A 25,177-nucleotide genomic window follows, 5' to 3' on the forward strand; every position below is an offset into this window, starting at 1 on the left:
TCTTCGGCGGGGCAGCTCAGGAAGCGGGCTTGAGCGTGATGTCGGAGAGCGCGGATTCGCTCTTGCCGTCCACGGTGCCGAGCGTCGTGATCCACACCACCAGATACGACGTCGACGTCGGGTTGTCGATCGTGATGGTGTTGGAGCCGGTCTTCATCGGCGTCGGCTGCGTGAGCGCGGTCGTGTCGTCGAGCGTCGCAGGTGTCGCGGACTGCGCCGACCTGATCTGGATGGACGTACCCGTGCTGTTCAGGTTGAGGGTCACCGACCCGATCGCGGTGGGTTGCGGCAACTGCAGGATCAACCCGACCCCGTTCTTGAAGTTGGGGAAGGGCACCGCGTCGCTGTAGGTGTCCGTGGACCACGCCGTCGCGGGACTGCCGTCGATGGCATTGCCGGCGTCGGCGGGGTTGTCCGCCTCACCGCCTGGCGAGAAGACCGTTGCGCGAACGGGTTTCACGTTCCCCGCATTGGGGTCGGCACTGGCGCTGGCGGTGGTGGTTTGGTCGTTGAGGCCCAGCTCATCGGTGCCCAGCGGACCCCCGACGTCGCTGAACACGCCGCGTAGCACCGTGGCCAGCACGACCAGCGCGACCACGAGGATGGCGGCCGCGGCGGCGACGCCGATGAGAACGCCCCTCCTGCGGCGGGCGTGCGCATCCGGGTCGTCGTCGGTGCGGGATCGGCCCCTCGACCGGTCCTCGGTCTCGTCGATGGGGGAGATCAGTTCGGTGCGGTCGGCCACCGCGGTGGCCTGCTGAAGAAGGTTCAACAGGGTCGGTGCGGAACGGATCCCGCCGTTCTCCTGAACCGCGCGCACGGCGGCGGCCGAGATCTGGAACGGAATCGCGCGGTCCATCACGCGTGGTTCGACCGGCTGACCGGCCGGGTCGAGGTCGGCGGGTTCCATCCCGCTGCGCAGACCCGTCTCCGGCAGCGGCCAACGGTTCACCAGCAGCGCGTACAGGGAGGCGCCGATGCCGCGGATGTCATCCTCCGGCGTCGCCGATGGCATCGTGGCGGGGAACGCCAGCGCGACGTCGCCCTCGATGCTGACGCGCACCCGACCCGGGTGGTCGATCGACAGCGCGACACCCTGACGGTGGGCGGCCTCGGCCGCCGCGGCCAGCGACTGGACGGCCCGGGCACCACCGATCGCGGACGGCGCGGTGTCGGCGACCTCGGCCAGTGAGCCGCCGCGGATCCACTCCGAGACCACCAGACCGCCCGATCCGGTGTGCGCTACGTCGAGGACCCGTGCGATGCCAGGGACGTCGATACTGCTGAGTTTCATCGTGCGCGAGAGGATCTCGGCCAGTTCGTCGTCGGGCAGTACGGCGTCGGGATCGATGAAGGTCAATGCCACCTGCCGGTCCAGCGCCGTGTCCATGGCGTGCCAGAACTGCAGGTGCAACGGGCCCCCGTGGAAGACCAACAGCCGGTAGCGACCGCCTGCGATGGTGGCGCCAGGGATGAGGTGGACGTCCTCGTCGGTGGTGGCTGCCTCGATGGCGGGTTCGTTCGGCATCCCGAAGGAGAGCGGCTCACGGGTGGGGTCGCCGCCGTAGTCGGCGGGCGGGCGTCCCGACGTCGGCGCTACATCGGGGTGGAAGTCGTCCGCGGTGGAACGGGGGAGGCGCGTCGTCGCGCCGCTGTCGGAGCCCGGCGCGGAACTGCCCGCGGGGTCGTCGGTCACCGCTGGTCCTTTCCGAAGGCCGACCCCGGCAACGCCTGCCGGAGGTGCGCCACCCCAGACCGGCGGGTTTTGACGCGGGCGCAAGGGAGGCGAATAGCTCTGATCAGCGTACGTGAGGGGTGCAGGCGGGCGTGGTCGGTCCGGCAGCCTCGGCGGCGGGGCCTCACCTCGACCGAGTCGACGGCGCAGCACCGCGACCGTGGCCACGGCGTCGGGAACCTTCGCCGCGACCATCACCCCGGCGACGATCGGCAGCATGATCACTCCGAGGATCAGCAGGCGAAGGAGCGAGCCAGCGCCACCTCCGTTCTCGGTCAGGGATCTCAAACCCAGAAGCCGATCGGCGACATGCGCCAGCAGACCGCCGAGCAGCGACGCGGCGATCGTCACCAGAATCGTGCGGAGCACGTCGAGGCCGATCAACCTGCCCCCAGGCGGGCGCAGGTTGGCTCGCAAGACGATGTGCCCGACGACGGCGCCCGCCAGGAAGCCCAGCCCGTTCGCCAGGCCGAGATAGCCTGCGACGAGTTCCGGGTCGTCGGTGACGTAAGGGGCGGCGACCGACGCGATGACCTTCACCAGGGTGATCACGACGATGATCAGGATCGGCATCCACGGTTGTTCGCGGGCGTAGAACACCCGCAACTGCAGCAGCACCATCGAGTACGGGATCAGCGTGAAGGCGGACAACGTGATCGCCATCCCGAGGTAACCGGCGTCGGTGTCCCCGAAGTTGCCGTACGCGAACAGCGCGCTGCCGATCGCGGGTCCGCCGACCGTCATGAACGCGACGACGGGAATCAGGCTGACCATCGTCAACCGCGTCGCGAAGGACAGATCGGCCAGCACCGCGGGTTGGTCGTCGGCGGCAGCGTTGCGTGACAGTCGCGGCATCACCACCGTCAGCACCGTCACGCCGATGATGCCGAACGGCAGCATCAGCACCAGCCACGTGTAGTTGTAGATGGCCGGGCCGGAAGCGGCTGCGGTGCTGGCGATTTGGTTGCCGACGATCAAACCGGCCTGACTGATCAGGACGTAGAGGACCATCGCCGCGGCCATGGTGCCGAACTTCTTGAGCCGGTCGTCGAGGCCCCAGAGCGGCCGCAGGCTGACTCGCTCGCGGCGGATTGCGATCAGCAGCACCAGCGTCTGGGACACGACGCCGAGCGTGGTGCCGATGCCGAGGACCAGAAGCTTGGCGTTGCCCATCTCGACGGGATCGATCGACAGTTCACCGGGGACCAGGACGTACAGCCCGAGGGTGGCGATCGCGACGACGTTGTTGACCACCGGTGCCCAGGCGGGTGGTCCAAAGACGTTGCGCGTGTTCAGGATTGCCATGAACACCGAGGACAGACCGTAGAAGACGACCTGTGGAAGCAGCAGGTAGGCGAACGCGGTCGTCAGCGGCCGGTTGACCTGGGGATCGTCGCCGAGCATGAGGTGCACCAGCAGGGGTGCGGCCGCCACCGACAGCACCGTCGCGACCACCAGCAGCGACGTCGCCAGCGTGATGAGCCGCCGCACGAACGCGGTGCCGCCGTCCGGATCGTCGCGTTCGGCGCGCGCGAGCACCGGCACGAAGATCGCGGTAAACGTGGCCTCCAGGACCAGTGCCGCGACGAGGTTGGGCAGCTGGTTGGCGATCGAGAAGGAGCTCGACAGTGCGGCACCGAGGATCGCGGCCAGCAGAACGATGCGAAAGAAGCCGGTGATGCGGCTGATCAATGTCGCGAACGCCATGCCCCAGGACCGCGACACGACCGCCGCATCGGACAGCTCGGGCTTGCCTGCCCGCCTGCGCGGCGCGGGGCCCTGGGGGATCCGTTGCGGTGATTGGGGCGGCGGCCGCGGCGGTGCGGGCGGTTGGGGTGGACGGGTGGTTCTCGTCGAGGTCCCCTGCGGTGGCCCCGGCGGCCGGACGGTACTCATCGGCCACTGCTCTTCGCGCAAGCGCTCATCGGGCCGTTGCTCTTCGCGCGAGCGCTCATCGGGCATCCTCGTCGGGCGGCGCATGAGCGATCGCCACGTCGAGCGGGTCGGGGCGGGCCTCGCCGTCGGACCGCTCGGCGAACCTGCGCTTCGGCCGATCGAGGTCGGCCCTGTCGGGTTGTCCACGGAAACGGTGCCACAAGCGTCGGCCTGCGAGCAGGACGAGCACCGCACCCGCGGACAACGTGATGAAGAACAACAACTTGCCGTAGGCGTTGGAATGCACGGACAGGCGCACCGGCTCACCGAGTGCGAGCCCGTCGGCGGTGGTGAGCGCCACGTCGACCGCCACGCGCTGCGTGAAGTGCACCTCGATGGGCACGCGTAGGGGCAGGAAGCCGGGGGGCAGCTCGACCTCACCAAGGTCGGTGACCGTCATGCCGGGTGGCGCGTCGACATCGAGGCGCACCCGGATCGGCACTGGGAGGTCGTTCCTCAAGGCCAGGGGCAGCGGGCTGCGCTCGGTGGCCAGGGTGTACGAGCCGCCGGGGTTGACGATGGTGACGGCCCCGAACATGTCGTCGACGGTCGTGTTGACGACTCCGACCCGCTGCCCTGCCAATCCGTTGCGGGCATCGGGCGGCACCGACTGGCTCAACGCCCGGAGCATGTCCTCGCGCAGGGGGGCGGTGTACTGCCCGCCGGTGAGCCCCGTGCGCGGGTCGACGGTCAGCGCGGCGGTCAGACCCCACAACCGCCCCGTGCCGTTCGCGATGTCGGCGACGACGTTCGCGTCGAAGAGGGCCCGCGGACTGCCGAGCGTGTCCGGCGGCAAGGGTTGCACGTCCGGCGCGGGCACCGCCGACTCGGCGAGTACCGCGGTCAGCGGTCGCGGGACGGCCAGCCCCGACCGAATCGATGAGGCCAGCGTCGTCAGGACGGCCTGCGCGTCGTCCGGCGGCAGGTTCCACGTCAGCGGCGGCACGAAGATCTGCGAGCGGGGCTCGGCGCTGGGCTGCAACTCGCGCCACAGCAGCGCCGACAGCGCGTCCTGACGCCGCGCCACCGGTGAGTCGTGGGCCAACGGAAAGCCAAGCGAGGCGTCGAGGTACGACGGCGTGGCTGGTGTCGAACCGGCCCCAGCGAGGGCTGCGCCGACAGCCGGATCGAACGGCACCGCCACCACGTTGGGGGTGTACCGGCGCGGGGACAGATCGACCGACGGCGGCTCGCCGTTGCTCGAATCCTGCTCGACGTACTCGCTCGCGGCGATGGCCATCGTCGGACCCTGCGCCGACAACAACTGCACCGCAGGCCCGGTGAGGGGCCCGTCGCCGACGACGGTGGCTCCTCGCGTCGAGGCGACGCCGAGGATCTGGTCGACGATGTCACCTGCGCCGTTCGTCGCGATCCCCGAGAGGCCGGTGTCGCCGACCCGCGCCAGCGCATTCAGGTCGGCCTGCGCGTACACGGTTGGCGTCACGCAGGTCCGTTGCGCCAACGTCCTGAGTCTGCCGAGCCAATCGACCGCGGCCTCCTGACCGGTGCCAGGTCGCGTCGGCGAGTTCAGGGCACCGGTGGGGTCGTCGTTGACGACGTAACCACCGGTCATCGCGTTGACGGTGACCAGCAGATCGGGATCGACGGCGAGACAGAGTGCGCTGCGGGTCTGGCCGCCGGGGTCGACGGTAGGGCTGGTGGCGAAGTCGACTGCCGACAGCAGCGTGTCGAGGCGGCCGCCAGGCGCCAGGGACGTGGCGAGATCGTCGTCCATCAGTCGCACCGGCGAGGTACCGCCAGGGACGCCGGCCGCCAGCCGGGGTCGGTCCGCCAGCGGCCACAGCATCGTCGTCCGAACGGGTTTCGAGGTGTCCGGTGGCACGACCGCCGACACCGAGTCCGCGGCCTCCGACGACGGATCCTGAGGTACTCCTAGCACTGGGAGCAGGAAGCGGGCGTCATCGAGCCGGGCAGGCGCCCCGTAGTCGGGGGTGCCGTTGACGTTGACCAGGACGGGATAGATGCCTGGCTCGTCGATGCGCAGCGACGGCAGCTCCCTGGAACGGACGGGATAGGACAGCGTGAACGGCACGTGTTGTCCCTGCGCCAGCTCGGGCGCGACGGTGACGAAGTCCGCGACGGCCTGGTACTGGTCGACGATGCCCGCCAGGTTGGTGCGCAGCCCCGCCGACGACGTCACCGCGGGCGCGTGTTCGAGGCGAACCATGACGTCGCGGACGGGCCGGTCGCCGACGTTGGTCACGGTGCCCGAGACGGTCACCAGGGGTTCACTAGTGGTGGTCACCGTCTCCGGGGTCACCGTGTCGATGTGCAGCTGTAGGAAGGGCTGCAGGCCGGGCTCACCCGCAGCGGCCCGAGGCACCACGGCGGGTACGACGATCAGCGTCACGAGTGCGACGACGGCGAGCAGGCGCGACAAAGCCGTCCATGCCGCCGAGTGCTTCATGGCCCTTGGCCGCACCCGTTCGCCCGCCGTCCGGGTTGCGGCTGCGCGGACTCGTCGGTACGACGGTTTCGAGTGTGCGAGTGCGTCTGGGGGCGCCGTCGCGGTGAGGTGCGGGGAAGGGGAGGCAGCGATCCAGGACCGTCGGTCTGGAGTTTGTCGATGAGCTCGCCTGCCACCTGGGCGAGCTTGCGTTCGTCGGCGTAGGCGAGGCGGGCCGGGAGATCCAGTAGAGGCACCCAGGCGACTTCGGTCACCTCGACGTCCTCGTCGGACAGCTCGCCGTCCAGAAATCGCATGAGGTAATGGTGCACTGTCTTGTGGACGCGGCGGCCCTCGGTCACGAACCAGTAGTCGATGCTGCCGAGCGCGGCGAGCACGCTGCCCTGGATGCCGGTCTCCTCGGCGACCTCACGGATCGCGGTCTGCTCGGCGGTCTCACCCTGCTCGATGTGCCCCTTCGGCAGCGACCACAGCATGCGTCCGCGCCGGTCGACCCGCCCGATCAGGGCGGCGACCTGGTCGTTCTTCGGGCCGTCGAGGCCGTCGATGACGAGCCCACCGGCGGAGGTCTCGTGGACGGTGCGCAGCCGGTCAGGGGGCCGTCGGCCCGGGCGGGGGTGTGGCGTCGCAGGTACCGGGTCGGATTGGTGGCCTGGGCTGGGTCCAGGGACCGGTGCGGCGGTAGAGTTCGGGGGCGTTGGGGCGTTCGATGCGGACGGATCGGGTGGGCCCGCAGAGCGTCGGCCTCGGCGCCGTCCTCGGCGCCGTCTTGGTTTGGCTCGTTCGCCCTCCGACACCCAAGCGATAGTAGCTGCCACCCGACAGCCGTCCCCGCCGCACTCGCCGTCGGTGCAGGCTTGTCGCCGGGTCGTTACGCAGACGTGAGCGCCCATTAGGCTCATCGAACGTGCCGAACGATCCCGCTGACTCCCGATCCGACGCCGTCGAGCTCTTGACCGCCGCCAAGGCGCTGCAGCCCTACGCCCCGGTGCTGACCGAGGTGGGTCGGTTGTTCGCTGGCGCGGGCCACGAACTGTTCCTCGTCGGCGGCAGCGTCCGCGACGCGGTGCTCGGCAGGCTGGGCCAGGACCTCGACTTCGCCACCGATGCGCGGCCCGACGAGATGCAACGATTCCTCGGCCCGTGGGCCGACGCGCTCTGGGACACCGGCATCGCCTTCGGGACCCTCGGCATCGGCAAGGGTGAGGACCGTCTCGAGATCACGACCTACCGCACCGACGCCTACGACAGGATGTCGCGCAACCCCGAGGTGCGCTTCGGTCACAGCCTGGACGAGGACCTGGTGCGCAGGGACTTCAAGGCCAATGCGATGGCGGTCCGGATCACGGCTGACGGCCCCGCCGAATTCCATGACCCCCTAGGCGGTTTGGCGGACCTGCGGGCGCGCGTTCTTGACACGCCCGCGGCACCGGAGGTGTCCTTCGGCGACGATCCGCTGCGGATGCTGCGGGCTGCGCGGTTCGTCTCGCAGCTCGGTTTCACGGTGGCGCCGAGGGTGCGGGCCGCGCTCGAGCGGATGGCGCCGGAGCTGGGGCGCATCACCGTGGAGCGGGTGGCGGCCGAGCTGGACAAGATGATGCTCGGCGCCGATCCCGTCGCGGGCATCGAGTTGATGGTGCACACCGGCCTCGGCGAGGTGGTGCTACCCGAGGTGGGCGGCATGCGGATGGCGATCGACGAGCACCACCAGCACAAGGACGTCTACCAGCATTCGCTGACGGTGCTACGCCAGGCGATGGACTTGGAGGGTCCCACCGGTCCGGACCTGGTGCTGCGCTGGGCGGCGCTGCTGCACGACATCGGCAAGCCTGCGACCCGCAAGCACGAATCGGACGGCGGCGTCAGCTTCCACCACCACGAGGTGGTCGGCGCGAAGATGGTCCGCAAGCGCCTGCGTGCGTTGAAGTACTCCAAGCAGATGGTCGACGACGTCTCCCAGCTGGTGTATCTGCACCTGCGGTTCCACGGCTACGCGGATGCCAGTGGGGCAGGCAAGTGGACCGACTCCGCAGTGCGGCGGTACGTGACCGACGCGGGGCCGCTGCTTGGCCAGCTGCACAAGTTGGTGCGCGCCGACTGCACCACGCGCAACAAGCGGCGAGCCGCCCGGCTCCAGGGCAACTACGACGACCTGGAGAGCCGCATCGTCGAACTGGCTGCCAAGGAAGACCTGCAGAAGGTGCGTCCCGACCTCGACGGCAACGAGATCATGAAGATCCTCGACATCCCCGCCGGCCCGCAAGTCGGCGAGGCGTGGAAGTACCTCAAGGAGCTCCGGTTGGACCGCGGGCCGCTCGATCACGACGAGGCCGTCGCCGAATTGCAGAAGTGGTGGAACGCGAAGGGGTAGCGGCGCGTCGAACCCAGATAGACAGGGGGGTGGGACGTGGATTACTGCTTGGGCGATGGCGACGGGTCGGCGGCGATCTGGTCGGCCGAGATGGACGTCGACCTGGACGGGGATGGTGAGTTCGACGCGATCGGGCTGGACTTCGACGGCGACGGGCTGATCGACGACGCGTTGGCGGACTTCGATGGCGATGGGCACGCCGATCACCTGGTCCTCGATCTCGACGACGACGGGACGGCCGAGGCGACGTTCACCGACGACGGCTCTGGCACCTGGGCGGTCGACGCCGGGGGCAGGGGCGGGCAGCTCCGCTGGTTCGGCTTGGACGGCATCGAGCTGACGGGGGGACCACTGGTCGACTTCGACGGCGACGGGGAAGCCGACGACCGCCTGCTGGACACCACCCGCGACGGGCTCGCCGATCGGCTGTTCGTTGGGTCCGAGACCGGCAGCGAGGCGTACGTCGATGCCGACGGTGACGGGCGGTGGGACGTGAAGCTGTCCGACCCGGACGGCGACGGCACGGCCGACGCGGCGACCCAGCTGTAGCTAGCGGCCAGGCCCGGGCGGCCCGGCGAACGCCTGGGCGATCGTCAACCACTTCTTGGCGTCGGGTCCCACGGCGGTCACGTCGAGTTCGGCGCGCGGCCGCCGCTGGGTTACCAGCAGGCAGAAGTCCTCTGCCGATCCGGTGACCCGTTGGGCTGCGTCGGCGGGGCCCCATGACCAGGTCGAGCCGTCGGGTGCGATGAGCTCGACGAGGAACGGGTCGGCGGGAGGCGGCAGGCCGTGCACCGCGAACGCGAAGTCTCTGGTGCGCACGCCGATGTGGGCGATCGAGCGCAGCCGCGCGGTCGGCTGCCTGCGCACGCCGAGCGTGTCGGCGACGTCGAGGCCGTGGGCCCAGGTCTCCATGAGGCGGGCGGTGGCCATCGACGACGCGCTCATGGGCGGGCCGAACCACGGGATCTTGCGTCCGCTGGCGACGTCGAGGAGTTCGTCGTGCAGCCGGGCCCTGGTGCTGCGCCACTGGGCGAGCAGCTCGCCGGGTGGGGTGGCGGCGAGCCTCTCCGCGCCCTCGTCGACGAAGCCGGTCGGGTTGGTCGCGGCCTCGGTCAGGACGTCGGCGAAGGCCGCCTCGTCGGTGATGGCGACGACCGAGACGCGGTCGGTCCACCAGAGGTGCGCGATCTGGTGCGCGATGGTCCAGCCGGGCGCAGGCGTCTCGGTGCGCCAGCCCGCGTCGTCCAGATCGGCGACGAGCGCGTCGAGAACGTCGCTCTCGGTGCGCAGGTCGGCGACGAATTCGTCGGCTCCAGCCATGGCGTCACACACTAGCCTGCCTGCTTGGCGTCCCTGCCGATCGCGGCGTGCGCGGCGAGCCCGCAGACGTAGACCAGCGCGCCGGCGATGACCAACGCGGGTGAGTGCCCGTCGACGGGGATGACGGACGCGGACAACGTGATCGATGCGACGAACGCCACCCAGAACAGCGCGTCCTGGACGGTGAAGACGTGACCGCGAAGTGCGTCGTCGACGTCGAGTTGCATCGCCGAGTCGCCGCACAGCTTCACGACCTGCCCCGCGGCGCCCAGTAGGAATCCGCACGCGATCATGACCGGCAACTGCAGTCCGACCGCGCCGAGTTGGATTGCCGCCGACGCGGCGAGGGCGACGTTGGCCGTGGCGTACCGAGACCATCGGCGGACCGCGACGGGGGTGAGGAAGTTCGCCAAGAACGACCCCAGTCCGGCGACGGAACCGAACACCACGACCACGCCGAAGCCTGCGACGCTGACGGAACCGGTGTGGCGTGCGATGACCAACACCAGCAGTGTGTTGATGCCGAACGCCATGCGGTGCGCGACGATGCCGGACATGGTGGCGGCCACACTGGACACGGCGATCGCCGTCCGGATGCCGTATCGCCAACCGGTGGCCACCGCGTAGACGACGGATCCGTGGACCGCGCGCGCGGAATCGTCGGGGCCGAGCACGTGCGGGGCGAAGCGCACGGACAGGTACCACGCCAGGGCGACGGGCGCCGATGCGATGAAGATCGCGGCGGCGGAACCGGCGTTGCCTGCACCGAACAACCAGCGCGGCACCAGCATGGAGATCGCACCGACGAACAGGAATGCCGCACTGACGGCGGTCGCCACCGAGTTCATCGTCACGACCTGTTGCCGAGGCACCACGTGCGGTAGCGCTGCGGACATGCCGGAGGTGACGAACCGGGTGAAGCCATTGACGACCAGCGCGCCGAGCAGGATCCACCAGTCGTTGGCGCGGAACCCGAGGAGCAGCGCCACCACGACCATCATCAGCGCTCGCCCGATGTTGGCGACGATGAGCACCGACCGCCGGTCCCACCGATCGAGCAGCGCGCCCGCGAACGGACCGAGTAGCGAGTACGGGAGGTACAGCGCGGCGAACTGCCCGGCGATCTGCCAGGGGTTCGTTGCGCGCTCGGGGTTGAACAGCAGTGCGCCCACCAGGCCGCCCTGGAACAAGCCGTCGCCGAACGAGCTGACCGCGCGAAGTTCCAAGAGCCTGCGGAATTCGGGCAACGCTTGCACCGCCCGCCACAGGACGAAGCGTTTGTGAGGCGGGGTCAAATGTCATCCGATGTCGGTGGTCGTCGTTGGCGCCGAGTGGCGACGAATCAACACTACAAAGATTCGCGAAACAACCCGGCATGGCCGTGCCCGTTCGCCACCAGGACGACACGCTGGTGACATGATGGACGGGTGGCGCAGTCAGAGGATCCGGAGGATCACGTCGCTCCCGCAACGCACCGTGTGCGCGCGGGAACGTTGCTGCTCGCCAACACCGATCTGCTCGAGCCCACCTTTCGCCGCAGCGTGATCTACATCGTCGAGCACAACGACGGCGGCACGCTCGGTGTGGTGCTGAACCGGCCCAGCGAAACCGCCGTCTACAACGTCCTTCCGCAGTGGGCGAAACTTGCCACCAAGCCGAAGACGATGTTCGTGGGCGGTCCGGTCAAGCGGGACGCGGCGCTTTGTCTGGCGACGCTGCGCGCCGGGTTGGAGCCCAACGACGTGCCGGGGTTGCGCCACGTGCAGGGTCGGATCGTGATGGTGGACCTCGACGCCGACCCAGATTCGATCGCTCCCGCGGTGGAGGGGGTGCGGATCTACGCCGGGTACTCGGGGTGGACCATCGGGCAGCTCGACGGTGAGATCGAACGCGACGACTGGATCGTGTTGTCGGCGTTGCCGTCCGACGTTCTGGTGGAGCCGCGGGTGGACCTGTGGTCGCGAGTACTGCGTCGTCAGCCGCTGCCGTTGTCCCTGCTCGCCACGCATCCGATCGACGTCAACCGGAACTAATTCCGTTGTGCTGCAACGGAATCAGCGACAAGAGAGGGTGCACGACGCGCAGACGCCCTCGCAGCCCGCGCTCGTCGCCTCGGTAGCGGCTTCGCGCTGGGCCACCCCCTTGGCGCTCTGATAGCAGCCCGCGGAAACGGTGCCAACGGCTCCGACGACGCACACGATGAGCGCGAGCACCCCTGCGTGTGGAGGCGCCGCGAGCGCGACCGCACCACCGGCGGCCAGCATCACCGACGCCGCCAACTGGGTGGGGACCACCGCACGCAGAACCTGCCGCACGGGGTCGGCGGCGGCGGGACGGGTCATGGACCACAGTCCCGTCGCAGCGGTCAGCACTGCCGCGCAGAGACACACCACCGCGGCGATCATCATCGCCACAGAATACGAGGCCGGTCGACGCGGGCTGGGCCGGGGCTAGCTCGGCAGCCCGAGCGCCTGAGGAGCACCGGGCAGGGTGGCGGGATTCGCCGGTGCGACGGACAGGGAGGGCGCCGCCGGTGCCGCCGGTACTGGAGGTGCCGCTGCGGGCGCGTCGGGTGAACCGACCCGGAATCCGTTGACGATGGCGTCGGTGGCGGTGCCCGCGGCGACGGAGACCTGGGCGCTGGTGGTCACCGACAGTGACACCAGGTACCTGTCGGGCCCCGAGGTGGCGATGACGTGACGCCGCGAGGTGTTCAACGTCATGTTGTTCTGCCGGTAGGTGCCCTCGATGTTCGACGACGGCATGCCCCCGAAGTCGGCGAACGATCCGTCGGTGGCCCGCCACGCGGCCAGCTGCTGGCTGTCGATGAGCCCGTGGCTGATGGCTTCCTTGGGGTCGAAGTCACCCACCAGCTTGTAGACCTGGACTGCGGCGTTGGAGGTGTACAGGCCGTCGCCGCCAACGCGGTCGGCGATCACCGCGAACGCGTCGGGAACGTTCGGGTCGGGTATTTGGGCCCAGCCCGTCGGCATGGGCAGGACGATGTTCAGCGCCTTGAAGTCGGTGGCCTTCTGTGGCTCCATGGCGACGTTCTTCTCGCGGAAGAAGTCGGCGATGGTCCCCGACGTGGCTGGCACGATCGTCGGGACGGCGGGCACGGGTGCGGCGACCGGTGCGGCGGCGGGGAGTCCGGGACCTTGCACGGCGCCTGCGACGGCGGGCGTGGCAGCGATCTGACCGGGGAGCGCGGCCGGTGCGGCCGGTGCGGCGGCCTGCACGGTGACGGTCTGCGTCACCGTCGCCGGGGCGGGGATGGACGGCAGCGGGACGGTGGGTTCGGCCGAAGCGGTGGTTCCCGCGAGCCCAAGGATGCAGGCCGCTCCTGCGGCGAATCCTCCCGCCAGAAGTCCCCAACGACGGGCATTCTCGAGCATCTGACTGCGGTCCTTCCGGGTGATTCTGGATCGGTTCGGGCACGTGCACCACGGCCAGGCGCTGACTGTATCCACGCAGCACGGCGGCCGACCACAGCCGGTATCGAGCTGCAACCATGCCCTGACCGCTCCGCAACGGAACCGATACCAAGCCGTGCCCTGTCACCGTGCCGCAGCCTGCGATGAGATCCCGGGTGAGCGCGTTGTCTACCCTGTTCACGTGACTCAAGCGGATGGTGACCTGGTCTCTTCGGGCTCCCCGCAGCACCGCTACACGGCGGAGCTGGCCGGGGAGATCGAACGCGACTGGCAGGAGACGTGGGCGCGGCTCGGGACGTTCCACGTGCCAAACCCGGTCGGATCGCTTGCGCCTTCCGACGGTGCTGCCGTGCCCGCCGACAAGATGTTCGTCCAGGACATGTTCCCGTACCCGTCGGGCGACGGACTTCACGTCGGCCATCCCCTCGGCTACATCGCCACCGATGTCTACGCCCGCTACTTCCGAATGACTGGCCGCAATGTCTTGCACGCCTTGGGTTTCGACGCGTTCGGTCTGCCTGCCGAACAGTACGCCGTGCAGACGGGCACGCATCCGCGCACCCGCACCGAGGCCAACATCGTCAACTTCCGCAGGCAGTTGGGCAGGCTTGGCCTCGGTCACGACGCCCGCCGCAGCTTCGCCACCACCGACACCGACTTCTACAAGTGGACGCAGTGGATCTTCCTGCAGATCTTCAACTCGTGGTTCGACCAGGAGGCCAACAAGGCCCGCCCCATCGGCGAGCTGATCGCGGAGTTCGAAGCGGGGGTGCGCACGCCGGAGGGCGGTGACTGGTCGACGCTGTCGGAGGGGGAGCGGGCGGACGTCGTCGACTCCCATCGGCTGGTCTACCGCGCCGACTCCGTCGTGAACTGGTGCCCAGGGCTTGGCACGGTCCTCGCCAACGAAGAGGTCACCTCCGACGGCCGAAGTGACAGGGGCAACTTCCCGGTGTTCCGGAAGCGGTTGCGGCAGTGGATGATGCGCATCACCGCTTATTCGGACCGGCTGCTCGACGACCTGGACGACCTGGACTGGCCGGACAAGGTCAAGGCCATGCAGCGCAATTGGATCGGCAGGTCCACCGGCGCCGAGGTGCGGTTCGCGACCGACGTCGGCGACATCGAGGTGTTCACCACCCGGCCCGACACCCTCTACGGCGCGACCTACATGGTGCTGGCACCCGAGCACGAGCTGGTCGACGCGCTGATCGGGGCCCGGGGCGACGGGGAAGGCTCAGCCTGGCCCGAGGGCACCGACCCGCGGTGGACCTACGGCAGCGCCACCCCCGCCGAGGCGGTCGCCGCGTACCGGGCGACCATCGCGGCGAAGTCCGACCTGGAGCGTCAGGAGAACAAGTCCAAGACGGGCGTGTTCATCGGCGCGTACGCCACGAATCCGGTCAACGGCCAGCGCATCCCGGTCTTCATCGCCGACTACGTGCTGGCCGGCTACGGCACCGGCGCGATCATGGCGGTGCCCAGCGGTGACCAGAGGGACTGGGAGTTCGCCACGGCCTTCGGGCTGCCGATCATCGAGGTGGTGTCGGGCGGCGACGTGTCAAAGGCCGCCTACAACGGTGACGGTGTTCTGGTGAACTCCGGCGAGCTGGACGGGTTGAGCGTGGCCTCGGCGAAGGAGGCGATCATCACCCGTCTGGAGGCCGACGGGCGGGGCCGGTCGCGCATCGAGTACAAGCTGCGGGACTGGTTGTTCGCCCGCCAGCGGTACTGGGGTGAGCCGTTCCCGATCGTCTACGACGCCGACGGTCGTGCCCACGGCTTGCCGGAGTCGGCGTTGCCCGTCGAGTTGCCGGACGTCCCGGACTACGCGCCGGTGCAGTTCGATCCCGACGACGCCGACAGCGAGCCGTCGCCCCCGTTGGGCAAGGCCACCGAATGGGTGCACGTCGACCTCGATCTCGGCGACGGGTTGCAGCCATACACCCGCGACACCAACGTCATGCCCCAGTGGGCGGGCAGCTCCTGGTACGAGCTGCGTTATGCCGACCCGCACAACTCGGAGACGTTCTGCGCCAAGGAGAACGAGGCGTACTGGATGGGTCCGCGACCGGCCGAGCACGGGCCGAGGGACCCCGGCGGCGTCGACCTCTACGTCGGCGGCGTCGAGCATGCGGTGCTGCACCTGCTCTATTCGAGGTTCTGGCACAAGGTGCTCTACGACTTGGGCCACGTGACGTCGCGGGAGCCGTACCGCCGCCTGGTGAACCAGGGCTACATCCAGGCGTTCGCCTATACGGATTCTCGGGGGTCCTACGTGCCCGCCGCGGAGGTGGTGGAGCGCGACGGGAAGTTCTGGTATCAGGACTCGGAGGTCAATCGCGAGTTCGGCAAGATCGGCAAGAGCCTGAAGAACTCGGTCTCACCGGACGAGATCTGCCAGGAGTACGGCGCCGACACGCTGCGCGTGTACGAGATGTCGATGGGCCCGCTCGAGGCCTCGCGGCCGTGGGCCACCAAGGACGTGGTTGGGGCCTATCGGTTCTTGCAACGGGTCTGGCGGGTCGTCGTCGACGAGAACACCGGCGCCGAGCGGGTCGCCGACCACGAGCAGGTGTCCGAGGAGACGTTGCGGCAGTTGCACAAGACGATCGCTGGGGTCGCCGAAGACTATGCGGCGCTTCGCAACAACACCGCAGCGGCCAAGCTGATCGAGTACACCAACCACCTGACCAAGGCGGACGTCACGGCGCGGGCCGCGGTGGAACCGCTGGTGCTGATGGTCGCGCCGTTGGCGCCGCATCTGGCCGAGGAGCTGTGGCGGCGCCTGGGTCACGACACGCCCCTGGCGCACGGGCCGTTCCCGGTGGCCGAACCGGCGTACCTGGTCGAGGACACCGTCGAGTATCCGGTGCAGGTGAACGGCAAGGTGCGTGGTCACATCACCGTCGCGGCCGACGCCGACGCCGACGCGCTCGAGTCCGCCGCGCTGGCCGACGAGAAGGTCGCTGCGTTCATGGCTGGCGCCGCGCCGCGGAAGGTCATCGTGGTCGCGGGCAGGCTGGTCAACATCGTCATCTGAGGCCACACCTGGGGTCGCCCGAGTGATTTCGGCGCGGAAACTGTCGCGCCGCGAACGCAAACGCGCCCAAATCGCGGTCGACGCACCCCGACAGCCGCCGCCCCGGCTAGATCCCGGACAGCGGCGGCGTGCGCGGCGGAGACGTGCGCCGGTCACCGGTGGCCTCCAGCGCAGCCGCGTACCGCAGCAGCGCCACGTCGTCGTAGGCCCGACCCGCGAACGTCAGCCCCACCGGCATCCCGATGTCGGCCATCGCGCCCATCGGCACCGTGACGGTGGGGATGCCGAGATGCCGGATGGCGAGGTTGCCGTTGGCCACCCATACGCCGTTGCGCCAGCCGAGATCAGCGGACGCCGGGTTCACGTCCATGTCGGCGGGCCCGACGTCGGCGACCGCCGGGAAGACGACCGCGTCGAGTCGCAGCGCGTCCATCCAGTCTTCGAGGTCGACCTTGCGGGTGCGCTCCAGTGCGTGCACACCCTCGGGAATGGTCGAGATGGCGAGGAAGGAGCTGATCGGGTTGTCGCGGATGAACCCCGGGTACTCCGCGATGTCGTCGTCGAAGCCGTCGTAGCGGTCCGGCAGCGCGCCGACGGGATGCGGGAAGATGGTGCTCCCGTCGACGTCGGCGAGCCGGTTCAGGGCGGGATCGCCGTTGGCGGCCAGAAAGTCGTCCCACGCCCACGCCGAGAGATCGACGATCTCGCGACGGAGGAACTCCGGGCTGACCAGCCCGCGGGTGGAGATGGTCGGCGCGCCCGCCCGGTCGCCCTCGTAGTTGGTGACGACGGGGAAGTCCACCTCGATCACCTCGGCACCCGCGGCGAGCAGGTCGCGGCGAACGGCGTCGAACAGGTCCACCACCGACGGCCGGGTCTCGATCCGTCGACCCGTCGGCCCGCCGATGCCGGTGGCTCCGACACCCGCTTGCTCGTCCGCATTGAAGTACATTCGCGGGACGCCGAAGCGCCGCCCGGTGAGCTCGCGCCTGGCGTGGTCGGCGTCGGTGACGGCCGCCGAGAGGTAGGACGGCGGCCGGATCTCGTCGACGCGGGGAATGGCCACCCACGGTTGCGCGCGCCAGAAGTCTCCGCGTGCATCGGGATCGTCTGCGACGAGCACGTCGAGGACCTCGAGCAAATCGGTCATCGAACGGGTATGCGGCACAACGACGTCCATGGTCGGCACCAGCGGCCAGCCGCCCCGGGTGGAGATGACGCCACGGGACGGCGTGTAGGCGCACAGCGCATTGTTGGAGGCGGGTCCCCGGCCCGACGACCAGGTCTCCTCGCCAATTCCGAACGCGCAGAACGACGCAGCGGTGGCAGTGCCTGAGCCGTTCGACGACCCCGAACCGAACGGCGCCGTGAGATAGGCGGCGTGGTAAGGGCTTTCGGCCCTCCCGTAGACACCGCGTTGCATGCCACCGTTGGCCATCGGCGGCATGTTGGTCAGCCCGATCAGGACGGCACCCGCCGCGCGCAAGCGCTCGACCACGTAGGAATCGCGCTGGGCGACGAGACCGGCGAACGCCGGGCTCCCCGCCGCGACGGTCAGTCCGCGGGCCTGGTAGCTGTCCTTGACGGTGTAGGGAATTCCGTCGAGCGGCCCGTACGTCGCGCCTGCCGTCCGGCGTTCGTCGGAGGCCCTCGCGTCGGCGCGCGCGTCGGGGTTGGGCACCACGACGGCGTTGAGCTCACCGTCGTAGGCCGCGATGCGGTCCAGGTAGGCCTCGAGAAGACCCACCGCGGTGATCCGACCACCCTCGAGGGCGGCGCGGAGCTCGGCGATGGAGGCCTCGTGGACCTCGACCGCCGCCGTCATCGCGGTCGCACGACGATCTCGTGCACGTGGGCGTCGGTAGGTGTGGCCACCGCCTGCGCCACGACCGTCGCCACCGTCTGCGGCGACAGGAACTGTTCGGGAACGTACTCGCGCTCCTCGTAGGCGATCAGGTCCCGCTGCATCTCGGTGTCGATCCGCCCTGGGTGCACCGAGGTGACGCGTAGCTCGGGTTCGTCGCTTCGCAGCGCATCGGCGAACCCGCGCAACGCGAACTTGCTCGCCGAGTAGGACGCCAGTCCGGGGGACGCCTTGATGCCTGCTCCGGAGTTGATGAAGATCACGTGACCCTTCGCGGCTCGCAGCGCGGGCAGCAGCGCCAGCGTCAGCGCCACGGCGCCGACCACGTTGACCTCCATGGTGGCGCGCCACTCCTCCGCGCTTGATTCGGCAACCCGGCCCGGGTAGGAGACCCCGGCGTTGTGGACCAGCACGTCGAGCTCGGACAGCACTTCTGCGGAGGCTTCGATCGAATCGGCGTCGGTCAGGTCGAGCGGCCAGGTGGGCGCGCCGAGGCGCGCGGCGAGCGCGTCGAGCCGGTCCGACGGCCTGCCTGCCAGGAGCAGCGTGTGGGTGGGTGCCAGCGCTTCGGCGATGGCCGAGCCGAGGCCGCCGGCAGCGCCCGTGATCATCGCTGACTTGGTCTTCGCGCGATCGTTCATCGCCGCAGCAGGGGTGTTCTCGTCGGGCGAGCGCTGATCGGAGGGCACTCGGGGGACCCTACCGACCTGCGCGCTTGCCGCCGACCCCGCATCATTGAACCGATGGCTCCCGATTCCAGCTTCGCGCCCACCCAACTGGCGGCCCGCGCCGCCTATCTGCTGCGCGGCAACGACCTCGGCGTGATGACCACCGCGGCTCCGCTGCTGTACCCGCACATGTGGAGTTGGGATGCGGCGTTCGTGTCGATCGGACTCGCTCCGCTGAGCGTCGAGCGGGCAGTCGTCGAGCTGGACACTCTGCTGTCGGCGCAATGGGCCAACGGCATGATCCCGCACATCGTGTTCGCCAACGGTGTCGACGGATACTTCCCGGGACCTGCGCGGTGGGCCACCTCGGCGCTGGCGGCCAATGCGCCGCGCACCCGCCATACGTCAGGCATCACGCAGCCGCCGGTCCATGCGATCGCCGTCCAGCGCATCCTCGACCACGCCAGGACCAGGGGCCGGTCCACCCGCGCGGTGGCCGAGGCGTTCCTCGATCGGCGCTGGGAGGATCTGGTCCGTTGGCATCGGTGGCTGGCCGAGGCCAGGGATCCCGAATCGCGCGGGCGGGTCACCATGTATCACGGCTGGGAGTCCGGCATGGACAACTCGCCGCGATGGGATGCCGCCTACTCCAACGTGATTCCCGGTGAGGTGCCGGAGTACCAGCGCGAGGACAACAAGATCAACACGGATGCCACGCAGCGGCCGTCGGATCTCGAGTACGACCGCTACATGTGGCTGGTCGAGGAGATGAAGTCGGTCAACTACGACGATCTGCTGTTGCCCAAGGTGATGAGCTTCGCCGTCGAGGACGTCTTCGTCTCGGCGATCCTCTCGGTGGCCTGCACCGTGCTCGCCGAAATCGGGGAGGACTACAAGCGTCCGCATGCCGACGTCCGCGACTTGTACGCGTGGGCCGAGCGCTTCCGTCGGGGCGTGGTCGATTCGACCGACGAACGTACTGGTGCGGCAAGGGATTACGATCTGCGCGCGAAGAAGTGGATCGCCACCGAGACGGTGGCGCAGTTCGCTCCACTGATGTGTGGCGGGCTGTCACACGACCGGGAGCGGGCACTGTTGCGGCTGTTCGAGGGGCCCCGCTTCTGTGGGCATCCCGACTTGAAGTATTCGCTGATCCCTTCGACGTCACCGGTCTCGCGGGACTTCCGGGCCCGCGAGTACTGGCGCGGACCGGTGTGGCCGGTGGTGACGTGGCTGTTCTCCTGGTGCTTCGCGCGTCGCGGCTGGGCCGAGCGGTCGGGGGGGCTGAGACGTGAGGGGCTGCGCCAGGCCAGTGACGGCACGTTTGCGGAGTACTACGAACCGTTCACCGGTGAGCCGTTGGGCAGCATGCAGCAGTCGTGGACCGCTGCGGCGGTATTGGATTGGCTGGGCTAGCAGTCCGGCTGGCTAGCTACCCTGTTCGGCCAGTCTGGCCAGGGGGGCCAACGCATTGGCCAGGGTCTCGCGCTCGTCTTCGCTGAGGTTGCTCAGCATTCGGGCAAGGGAGGCGCGACGGGTGGCCAATGCCTCGCGGTGCTGGACCAGCCCGCGGGGCGTCACGTCGACAAGGACGGCGCGCAGGTCGGAGGGGTCGCGCGACCGCTTGACCAGGCCCAGTTTCTCGAGTCGGCGGATGGCGACGGTGGTCGTGGGTGTGCGGACGCGTTCGTGGGCGGCGAGTTCCGTCATGCGGATGGGTCCGAGGTCGAGCAGCGTTAGCAGGATGGAGAGTTGGGCCAAGGTGAGATCGGCCCCACCCTCGGGTGCGTTGCGGGTGCTGGAGTCCCCGCGGCGCAGCACGGAGAACAGCTTGGAAAGCACCTGCTGTAGCTCCCCGGCCAGCTCAGTGACCTGCGGTTCGGTCTCGACCATAATTCGCTAGTCTAACCTGTCATGGCCTGTCAGAAGGCCTCGATGCGGTGTTTCCGGCTGAACTGGCGGCCATCCGCACCTGACCGTCGACGCCATCAGGTTGCCTAGTGCGGGCGGCGTGGACCGATCACAGCACCTGGGAGAGGAACTGGCGGAGTCGGTCGGTCTCGGCGTCCTCGAAAAGCCGTTCCGGCGCGCCGGATTCGATCACCTTCCCGTGGTCCATGAACACCACGGCGTCGGCCGCAGAGCGGGCGAATCCCATCTCGTGGGTGACGACCACCATCGTCATGCCGTCGTCGCCGAGGTCGGCGATGAGCGCCAGGATGCCCTTGACCAATTCGGGGTCCAGAGCCGAGGTCGCCTCGTCGAAGAACATCACCTGAGGCGCCATGGCCAGCGCCCTGGCGATGGCGACGCGCTGCTGCTGCCCGCCCGACAGCGTCGACGGCCGCGCATCGGCCTTGTGCCGCAACCCGACTCGCTCCAATTGCGCCAGGCCGAGTTCGCGCGCCGCGTCGTTGCCCAGTTTCTTGAGCTTGCGCGGTCCGAGGGTGACGTTGTCGAGGACGGTCTTGTGCGGGAACAGGTTGAACTGCTGGAACACCATGCCGATCCGCTGCCGCAGACCGTCGGGGTCGTCCTTGAGGACGGACTTGCCGTCGAGCAGGATGTCGCCGCGTCCGGGTTCGTACAGTCTGTTCAAGGTGCGCAGCAGGGTCGACTTGCCGGATCCCGACGGGCCGATCACCGCGGCGGTGGTGCCCGCTGGCACGTCGATGTCGACGCCCCGCAAGACGTGATTGTTACCGAGGGTCAGGTGAATGTCGTTCGCTGCCAGGGAGACCGGCTCGAACTGGATACGGTCGGGGGCCTTGTCGGACGTCGTGGTGGTCACGCCATCTCCTCGATCTTGGCGGTGCTGGTGGGGTCGAGCGGATCGTCGGGCTCGGTCTGGGCGCGCCCGCGGCGCAACCGGTCGTCGATGTAGTTGACCAGGTGGGTCAGTGGGATGGTGAGGGCCAGGTAGAAGAGTCCGGCGGCGACCAGCGGCGACAGGTTGCCGGTCTGGGCGTTGAGGTCGCGGCCCACCTGGAACAGCTCGCGTTGGCTGGCGATCAACCCCAGGAAGTACACCAGCGACGACGCCTTGAGCAGCGAGATGAACTGGTTGACCAGGGCTGGCAGCACGCGCCGGATGCCTTGTGGGACAACGACCAGACGCATCGAGGCGGAGTAGCCGAAGCCCAGCGCGCGCGACGCCTCCATCTGGCCGGCTTCGACGCTCTGGATGCCGGACCGGAAGATCTCGCCGATGTAGGCCCCCGCCATCAGGCCGAGTGCGGCGATGCCGAGGGGATACGGATTGTTGCCCGTCAGTCCGCCCACGACGGGTCCGACGCCGAGTCCGATGACGAGGATGACGACGACTTCCGGCAGACCGCGGAACACGTCGGTGTAAACGCGTGCGGGCCACCTTAGCCACCGCGAGCGGGAGATGCCCGCTACCGCGAGCACCATGCCGAGGACCAGTCCGATGACGCTTGCCGCGAACGTGAGGATCAGCGTGTTGGGTAGACCCGTCTTGAACAGATCGGGGATCGCCTGCTTGTAGAGGTTCCAGTCGAGGAACGAGTCCTTGAGCTGGGACAGTGTCGATTTGGGTGCGGAGCCGGTTCCCGCGTCGGCCTCGGGGGCCTTGTTCGCGGCGATCGCAGCGAAGTCCGGCAGCTGGGGCGGCGGGGCCGCCTTCGAGCCGGGCTTCCAGCCGGGCGGAAGTGCGCGGGGCACCCAGTCGGCGTACAGCTTCGCCCAGGTGCCGTCGGCGATGACGGCGTCCAACCCGGAGTTGAGCGCGTCGATCAGCGGCTTGTTCTCCTTGGCCACCGCGTAGGCGACGAAGTTGTCCAAGCTGAACGTGTTCTCGACGATCTCGGCGGGATCGCCGGTTTGGACGGTGCCAACGGCCTGCTGCGACGGTGCCACCCAGGCGTCGATCTGCCGGGTCTTGAGGCTCGCGTACACGGTGTTGTAATCGGGGAACTTCACCGGATCCAGACCGAGGGTGTCGACGACGTAGGCCTCCTGGACGGTGCCCTGCACGACACCGATCCGCTGTCCGGCCGCGAGCTTGTCGAATCCGGTGATGGCCGACCCGGTGGGCACCACCAACGAGAAGTAGCCGAAGTCATAGCCATTGGTGAATCCGACGGTCTGGCGCCGCGCGTCGGTGGTGGTGATCGATGACGAGCCGACGTCGAAGCGGCGCGACGCCACCTGGGCGAGCAGGCCGGAGAAGTCGGTCCCGACGAAGTTGACCTGCAGCCCGAGCTTGTCGGCGACGGCGCGCAGCAACTCGTTGTCGAACCCGGTGAACTGGCCTGCGGCATCGATGCAGATGCTCGGCGGGGCGTCGGACAGGGTGCCGACCGTGAGGACGCCGGGAGTGCCGAGGCCCAGCGTGTCCGGCCGCACCGCGTCGAGCGGCTCGACGTTCGGGGTCGTGTACTTGTCCTCTTCGGGGCCCTTGGCCGCCGCCGCCAGGTTGGTGGGCAGCGCGCTGGCGCTGTCGACGCCGGGCGGGGCGCACTGATCGGCGCTCGCCGTCGGCGCGAGCCCCATCATGGCGACCAGCAGAGCGGCCAGGACGACGACGACACCCTTGTACATTCGCGCGCAGGTCATCATCGAAACCTAACGTCCGCGGCTTTCCCGGCGGGGGGTTGCACTCACCTAGAGCGCAACCGGGGGTGTGGTATCGGTTGCCGGGGGGTCCAGCACCCGCCGCCGGACGAGCTCTGCCAGCATGGTCCGGCCCATGACGTCGGCCCTCCCGACGCAGGCGGCGCGGGCCGCTTCCGGATCGCCGGCGTGGATGGCTCCCGTCTCGGCCCGGTAGAAGGCGATGAGGTCGTCGTGGTTGCCGGCGTGGGTGTGCCAGAACGTGCGCGGCATGAACGTCGTCGACGCGCGGATCGCCGCCCGCAGCCGAGGTCCCGCGTACCCGTCGTTGACGGTGCGGCGGTACTTGAGCGCCGTCTGGTGGAATGCGCGGGAGTCCCGGCCCGCTTCGAGCGCCTCGAGGTGCGCGTCGAGTTGGTTCAGCAGATCCGGGGTCGGACGGGTGGCCGCGCGAGCGGAGGCGATGCCGTTGAGCACCCCGTACAGCTCGTGGTGTTCGAGCAGCGTGTCGCGGTCGAAGCGTTCCACGTAGGCGCCGCGGTGGTATCGCGTGGTGAGCACGCCGTCGTGTTCGAGCTGAAACACCGCTTCCTGAACGGGAGCGCGGCTCAGCCCGACTTGCTCGGCAATCTCGTTGCGGTCCAACCGATCTCCGGTGCGGAGCTTGCCGGTGAGGATCAGGCTCACGATGTGTGAGATCACCTGGTCCTTCTCTTTCGTCCCGTACTTCTTGGGCATGGCGCGGTCAGCTTCTCGTGTTACCGGCCGATGGGACGTGTCCGGTCAGGCTCGTTCGTCCCGCCAGCGGCACAGCGCCTCGGCGGCGCTCAGGTCGTAGTCGGGGCCGTTGACGCCGACGGTGAGCAGGCTGACGCCCAGCCCGACGAGCGCCTCGGCGTCGGCGAGCAACGCGTCACCCTCGCCACTGACGCCCGCCGATCGCTCGATGGTCGAGGCGTCGCGGCCGAGTTCTGCGCAGTGCCTGTCGAGCACCTCGGCCTTGCCGGGATAGGTGTCGACGGTGGTGAATCCGTGCCACATGTGGGCGTACTCGGCGACCAGTCGCAGCGTCTTGCGTTCGCCCTGCCCGCCGATCAGGATCGGGATGTCGCGCACGGGTGCGGGATTCAGCTTGCCGAGTCGGGAGGTGATGCGCGGCATGGCTGCGGCAAGGTCGTCGAGCCGGCTGCCGACGGTGCCGAAGTCGTAGCCGTACTCGTCGTAGTCCTTCTCCTTCCAGCCCGAGCCGATGCCGAGGATCAGCCTGCCGTCGGAGATGTTGTCGACGGTGCGGGCCATGTCGGCGAGCAACTCGGGGTTCCGGTAGGAGTTGCAGGTCACCAGGGCGCCGATCTCCAGGCGTGAGGTCTGTTCGGCCCACGCGCCGAGCATGGTCCAGCACTCGTAGTGCGCGCCGTCGGGATCGCCGTACAGCGGGTAGAAGTGATCCCAGTTGAAGGCGACGTCGACGCCGAGGTCTTCGCAGCGCAGGACCGCGTCGCGGAGGTGGCCGTAGTTCGGCGAGTGTTGCGGTTGCAGTTGGACGCCGATGCGGGTGGGAAAGGTCATGGCTCCACGTTATGCCTCTCGCGGAAACCGTCTGCGGGTGACTACACGCCGATGTTGCCGCCGGTCTTCCACACCGCTACCACCGACGGCCGTGCCGTGCCGTTGCCGCCCTCGGGCCAGCGCGACAGGGGGGCGTCGATGCTGTTCTCGTCACCTTCACCGGGGTGCTGCACGCAGACCGTGACGAGGTCGTCGGTGACGACCGGCCCGCACGTCTCGGCACCCAGTGGCA

20 protein-coding genes are annotated in these 25,177 nt (G+C 69.0%); 5 read left to right on the top strand and 15 right to left on the bottom strand.

The window, feature by feature from the left end; all coding sequences use genetic code 11:
* Window positions 1–16 precede the first annotated feature (16 nt).
* Genes ABW137_RS03790 through ABW137_RS03800 form a run of 3 tightly spaced genes read right to left on the bottom strand, consistent with a single transcriptional unit; the run spans window position 17 to window position 6,895 of the window.
* A complete protein-coding gene (locus ABW137_RS03790) occupies window positions 17–3,631 on the bottom strand; it encodes a murein biosynthesis integral membrane protein MurJ (protein WP_526397034.1) in 3,615 nt (1,204 codons plus the stop codon).
* A 55-nt stretch (window positions 3,632–3,686) separates the two neighbouring features.
* Entirely contained in the window at window positions 3,687–6,098 is a 2,412-nt protein-coding gene (locus ABW137_RS03795) for a DUF6049 family protein (protein ID WP_526397036.1), read from the bottom strand.
* A complete protein-coding gene (locus ABW137_RS03800) occupies window positions 6,095–6,895 on the bottom strand; it encodes an NUDIX hydrolase (RefSeq protein ID WP_526397038.1) in 801 nt (266 codons plus the stop codon). The genes ABW137_RS03795 and ABW137_RS03800 overlap by 4 nt, the downstream gene beginning before the upstream one ends.
* Window positions 6,896–7,005: 110 nt before the next feature.
* On the opposite strand from ABW137_RS03800, the gene ABW137_RS03805 reads away from it, so the two are divergent.
* Together ABW137_RS03805 and ABW137_RS03810 are read left to right on the top strand one after the other, a co-directional pair.
* Window positions 7,006–8,469 (top strand): CCA tRNA nucleotidyltransferase, encoded by a 1,464-nt coding sequence (locus ABW137_RS03805; protein ID WP_526397040.1) that lies wholly within the window; start codon window positions 7,006–7,008, stop codon window positions 8,467–8,469.
* Window positions 8,470–8,505: 36 nt separating this feature from the next.
* A complete protein-coding gene (locus ABW137_RS03810) occupies window positions 8,506–9,018 on the top strand; it encodes a pullulanase (RefSeq protein WP_526397042.1) in 513 nt (170 codons plus the stop codon).
* Here the strand turns inward: ABW137_RS03810 and ABW137_RS03815 are convergent, their stop codons facing one another.
* Window positions 9,019–9,792, bottom strand: a complete 774-nt coding sequence (locus tag ABW137_RS03815) for a TIGR03084 family metal-binding protein (RefSeq protein ID WP_526397044.1) — start codon at window positions 9,790–9,792, stop codon at window positions 9,019–9,021.
* Window positions 9,793–9,803: 11 nt separating this feature from the next.
* Window positions 9,804–11,087, bottom strand: coding sequence for an MFS transporter (locus ABW137_RS03820; protein WP_526397046.1), 1,284 nt, complete (start codon window positions 11,085–11,087; stop codon window positions 9,804–9,806).
* Window positions 11,088–11,219: 132 nt separating this feature from the next.
* Between ABW137_RS03820 and ABW137_RS03825 the strand changes: the two genes are divergently transcribed.
* Window positions 11,220–11,825 (top strand): YqgE/AlgH family protein, encoded by a 606-nt coding sequence (locus ABW137_RS03825; protein ID WP_526397048.1) that lies wholly within the window; start codon window positions 11,220–11,222, stop codon window positions 11,823–11,825.
* 21 nt (window positions 11,826–11,846) lie between these two features.
* Here the strand turns inward: ABW137_RS03825 and ABW137_RS03830 are convergent, their stop codons facing one another.
* Complete coding sequence (locus ABW137_RS03830) at window positions 11,847–12,200, bottom strand: hypothetical protein (protein ID WP_526397050.1); 354 nt, start codon at window positions 12,198–12,200, stop codon at window positions 11,847–11,849.
* 42 nt (window positions 12,201–12,242) lie between these two features.
* Window positions 12,243–13,187, bottom strand: a complete 945-nt coding sequence (locus ABW137_RS03835; protein WP_526397052.1) for an LpqN/LpqT family lipoprotein — start codon at window positions 13,185–13,187, stop codon at window positions 12,243–12,245.
* A gap of 220 nt (window positions 13,188–13,407) precedes the next feature.
* Here ABW137_RS03835 and ABW137_RS03840 point away from each other — a divergent pair, with 220 nt between their 5' ends.
* The gene (locus ABW137_RS03840; RefSeq protein WP_526397054.1) at window positions 13,408–16,269 is read left to right on the top strand and encodes a leucine--tRNA ligase; all 2,862 of its coding nucleotides are present in this window, start codon (window positions 13,408–13,410) and stop codon (window positions 16,267–16,269) included.
* A gap of 106 nt (window positions 16,270–16,375) precedes the next feature.
* Here ABW137_RS03840 and ABW137_RS03845 read toward each other — a convergent pair whose 3' ends face one another.
* Entirely contained in the window at window positions 16,376–18,094 is a 1,719-nt protein-coding gene (locus tag ABW137_RS03845; protein WP_526397056.1) for an amidase, read from the bottom strand.
* Window positions 18,091–18,744 (bottom strand): SDR family oxidoreductase, encoded by a 654-nt coding sequence (locus tag ABW137_RS03850; protein ID WP_526397069.1) that lies wholly within the window; start codon window positions 18,742–18,744, stop codon window positions 18,091–18,093. Before ABW137_RS03850 ends, ABW137_RS03845 begins: the two co-directional genes overlap by 4 nt.
* A gap of 132 nt (window positions 18,745–18,876) precedes the next feature.
* Here ABW137_RS03850 and ggh point away from each other — a divergent pair, with 132 nt between their 5' ends.
* Window positions 18,877–20,217, top strand: coding sequence for a glucosylglycerate hydrolase (gene ggh, locus ABW137_RS03855; protein ID WP_526397057.1), 1,341 nt, complete (start codon window positions 18,877–18,879; stop codon window positions 20,215–20,217).
* Window positions 20,218–20,229: 12 nt separating this feature from the next.
* Here the strand turns inward: ggh and ABW137_RS03860 are convergent, their stop codons facing one another.
* The 6 genes from ABW137_RS03860 to ABW137_RS03885 form a co-directional block, all read right to left on the bottom strand.
* Window positions 20,230–20,694: a MarR family winged helix-turn-helix transcriptional regulator gene (locus ABW137_RS03860; RefSeq protein WP_526397059.1), complete on the bottom strand. Its 465-nt coding sequence runs from the start codon at window positions 20,692–20,694 to the stop codon at window positions 20,230–20,232.
* A 127-nt stretch (window positions 20,695–20,821) separates the two neighbouring features.
* Window positions 20,822–21,592: an amino acid ABC transporter ATP-binding protein gene (locus ABW137_RS03865; protein ID WP_526397061.1), complete on the bottom strand. Its 771-nt coding sequence runs from the start codon at window positions 21,590–21,592 to the stop codon at window positions 20,822–20,824.
* The gene (locus ABW137_RS03870) at window positions 21,589–23,319 is read right to left on the bottom strand and encodes an ABC transporter substrate-binding protein/permease (protein ID WP_526397071.1); all 1,731 of its coding nucleotides are present in this window, start codon (window positions 23,317–23,319) and stop codon (window positions 21,589–21,591) included. Before ABW137_RS03870 ends, ABW137_RS03865 begins: the two co-directional genes overlap by 4 nt.
* 108 nt (window positions 23,320–23,427) lie before the next feature.
* A complete protein-coding gene (locus ABW137_RS03875; protein ID WP_526397063.1) occupies window positions 23,428–24,114 on the bottom strand; it encodes a GntR family transcriptional regulator in 687 nt (228 codons plus the stop codon).
* Between the two features lie 45 nt (window positions 24,115–24,159).
* Window positions 24,160–24,945, bottom strand: a complete 786-nt coding sequence (locus ABW137_RS03880) for an LLM class F420-dependent oxidoreductase (protein WP_526397065.1) — start codon at window positions 24,943–24,945, stop codon at window positions 24,160–24,162.
* 41 nt (window positions 24,946–24,986) lie between these two features.
* The coding region (locus ABW137_RS03885; protein WP_526397067.1) for a hypothetical protein at window positions 24,987–25,177 on the bottom strand (191 nt) is incomplete at its 5' end.

Origin of the sequence: Mycobacterium sp. (assembly GCF_040509115.1) — a bacterium.
GTDB lineage: Bacteria > Actinomycetota > Actinomycetes > Mycobacteriales > Mycobacteriaceae > Mycobacterium.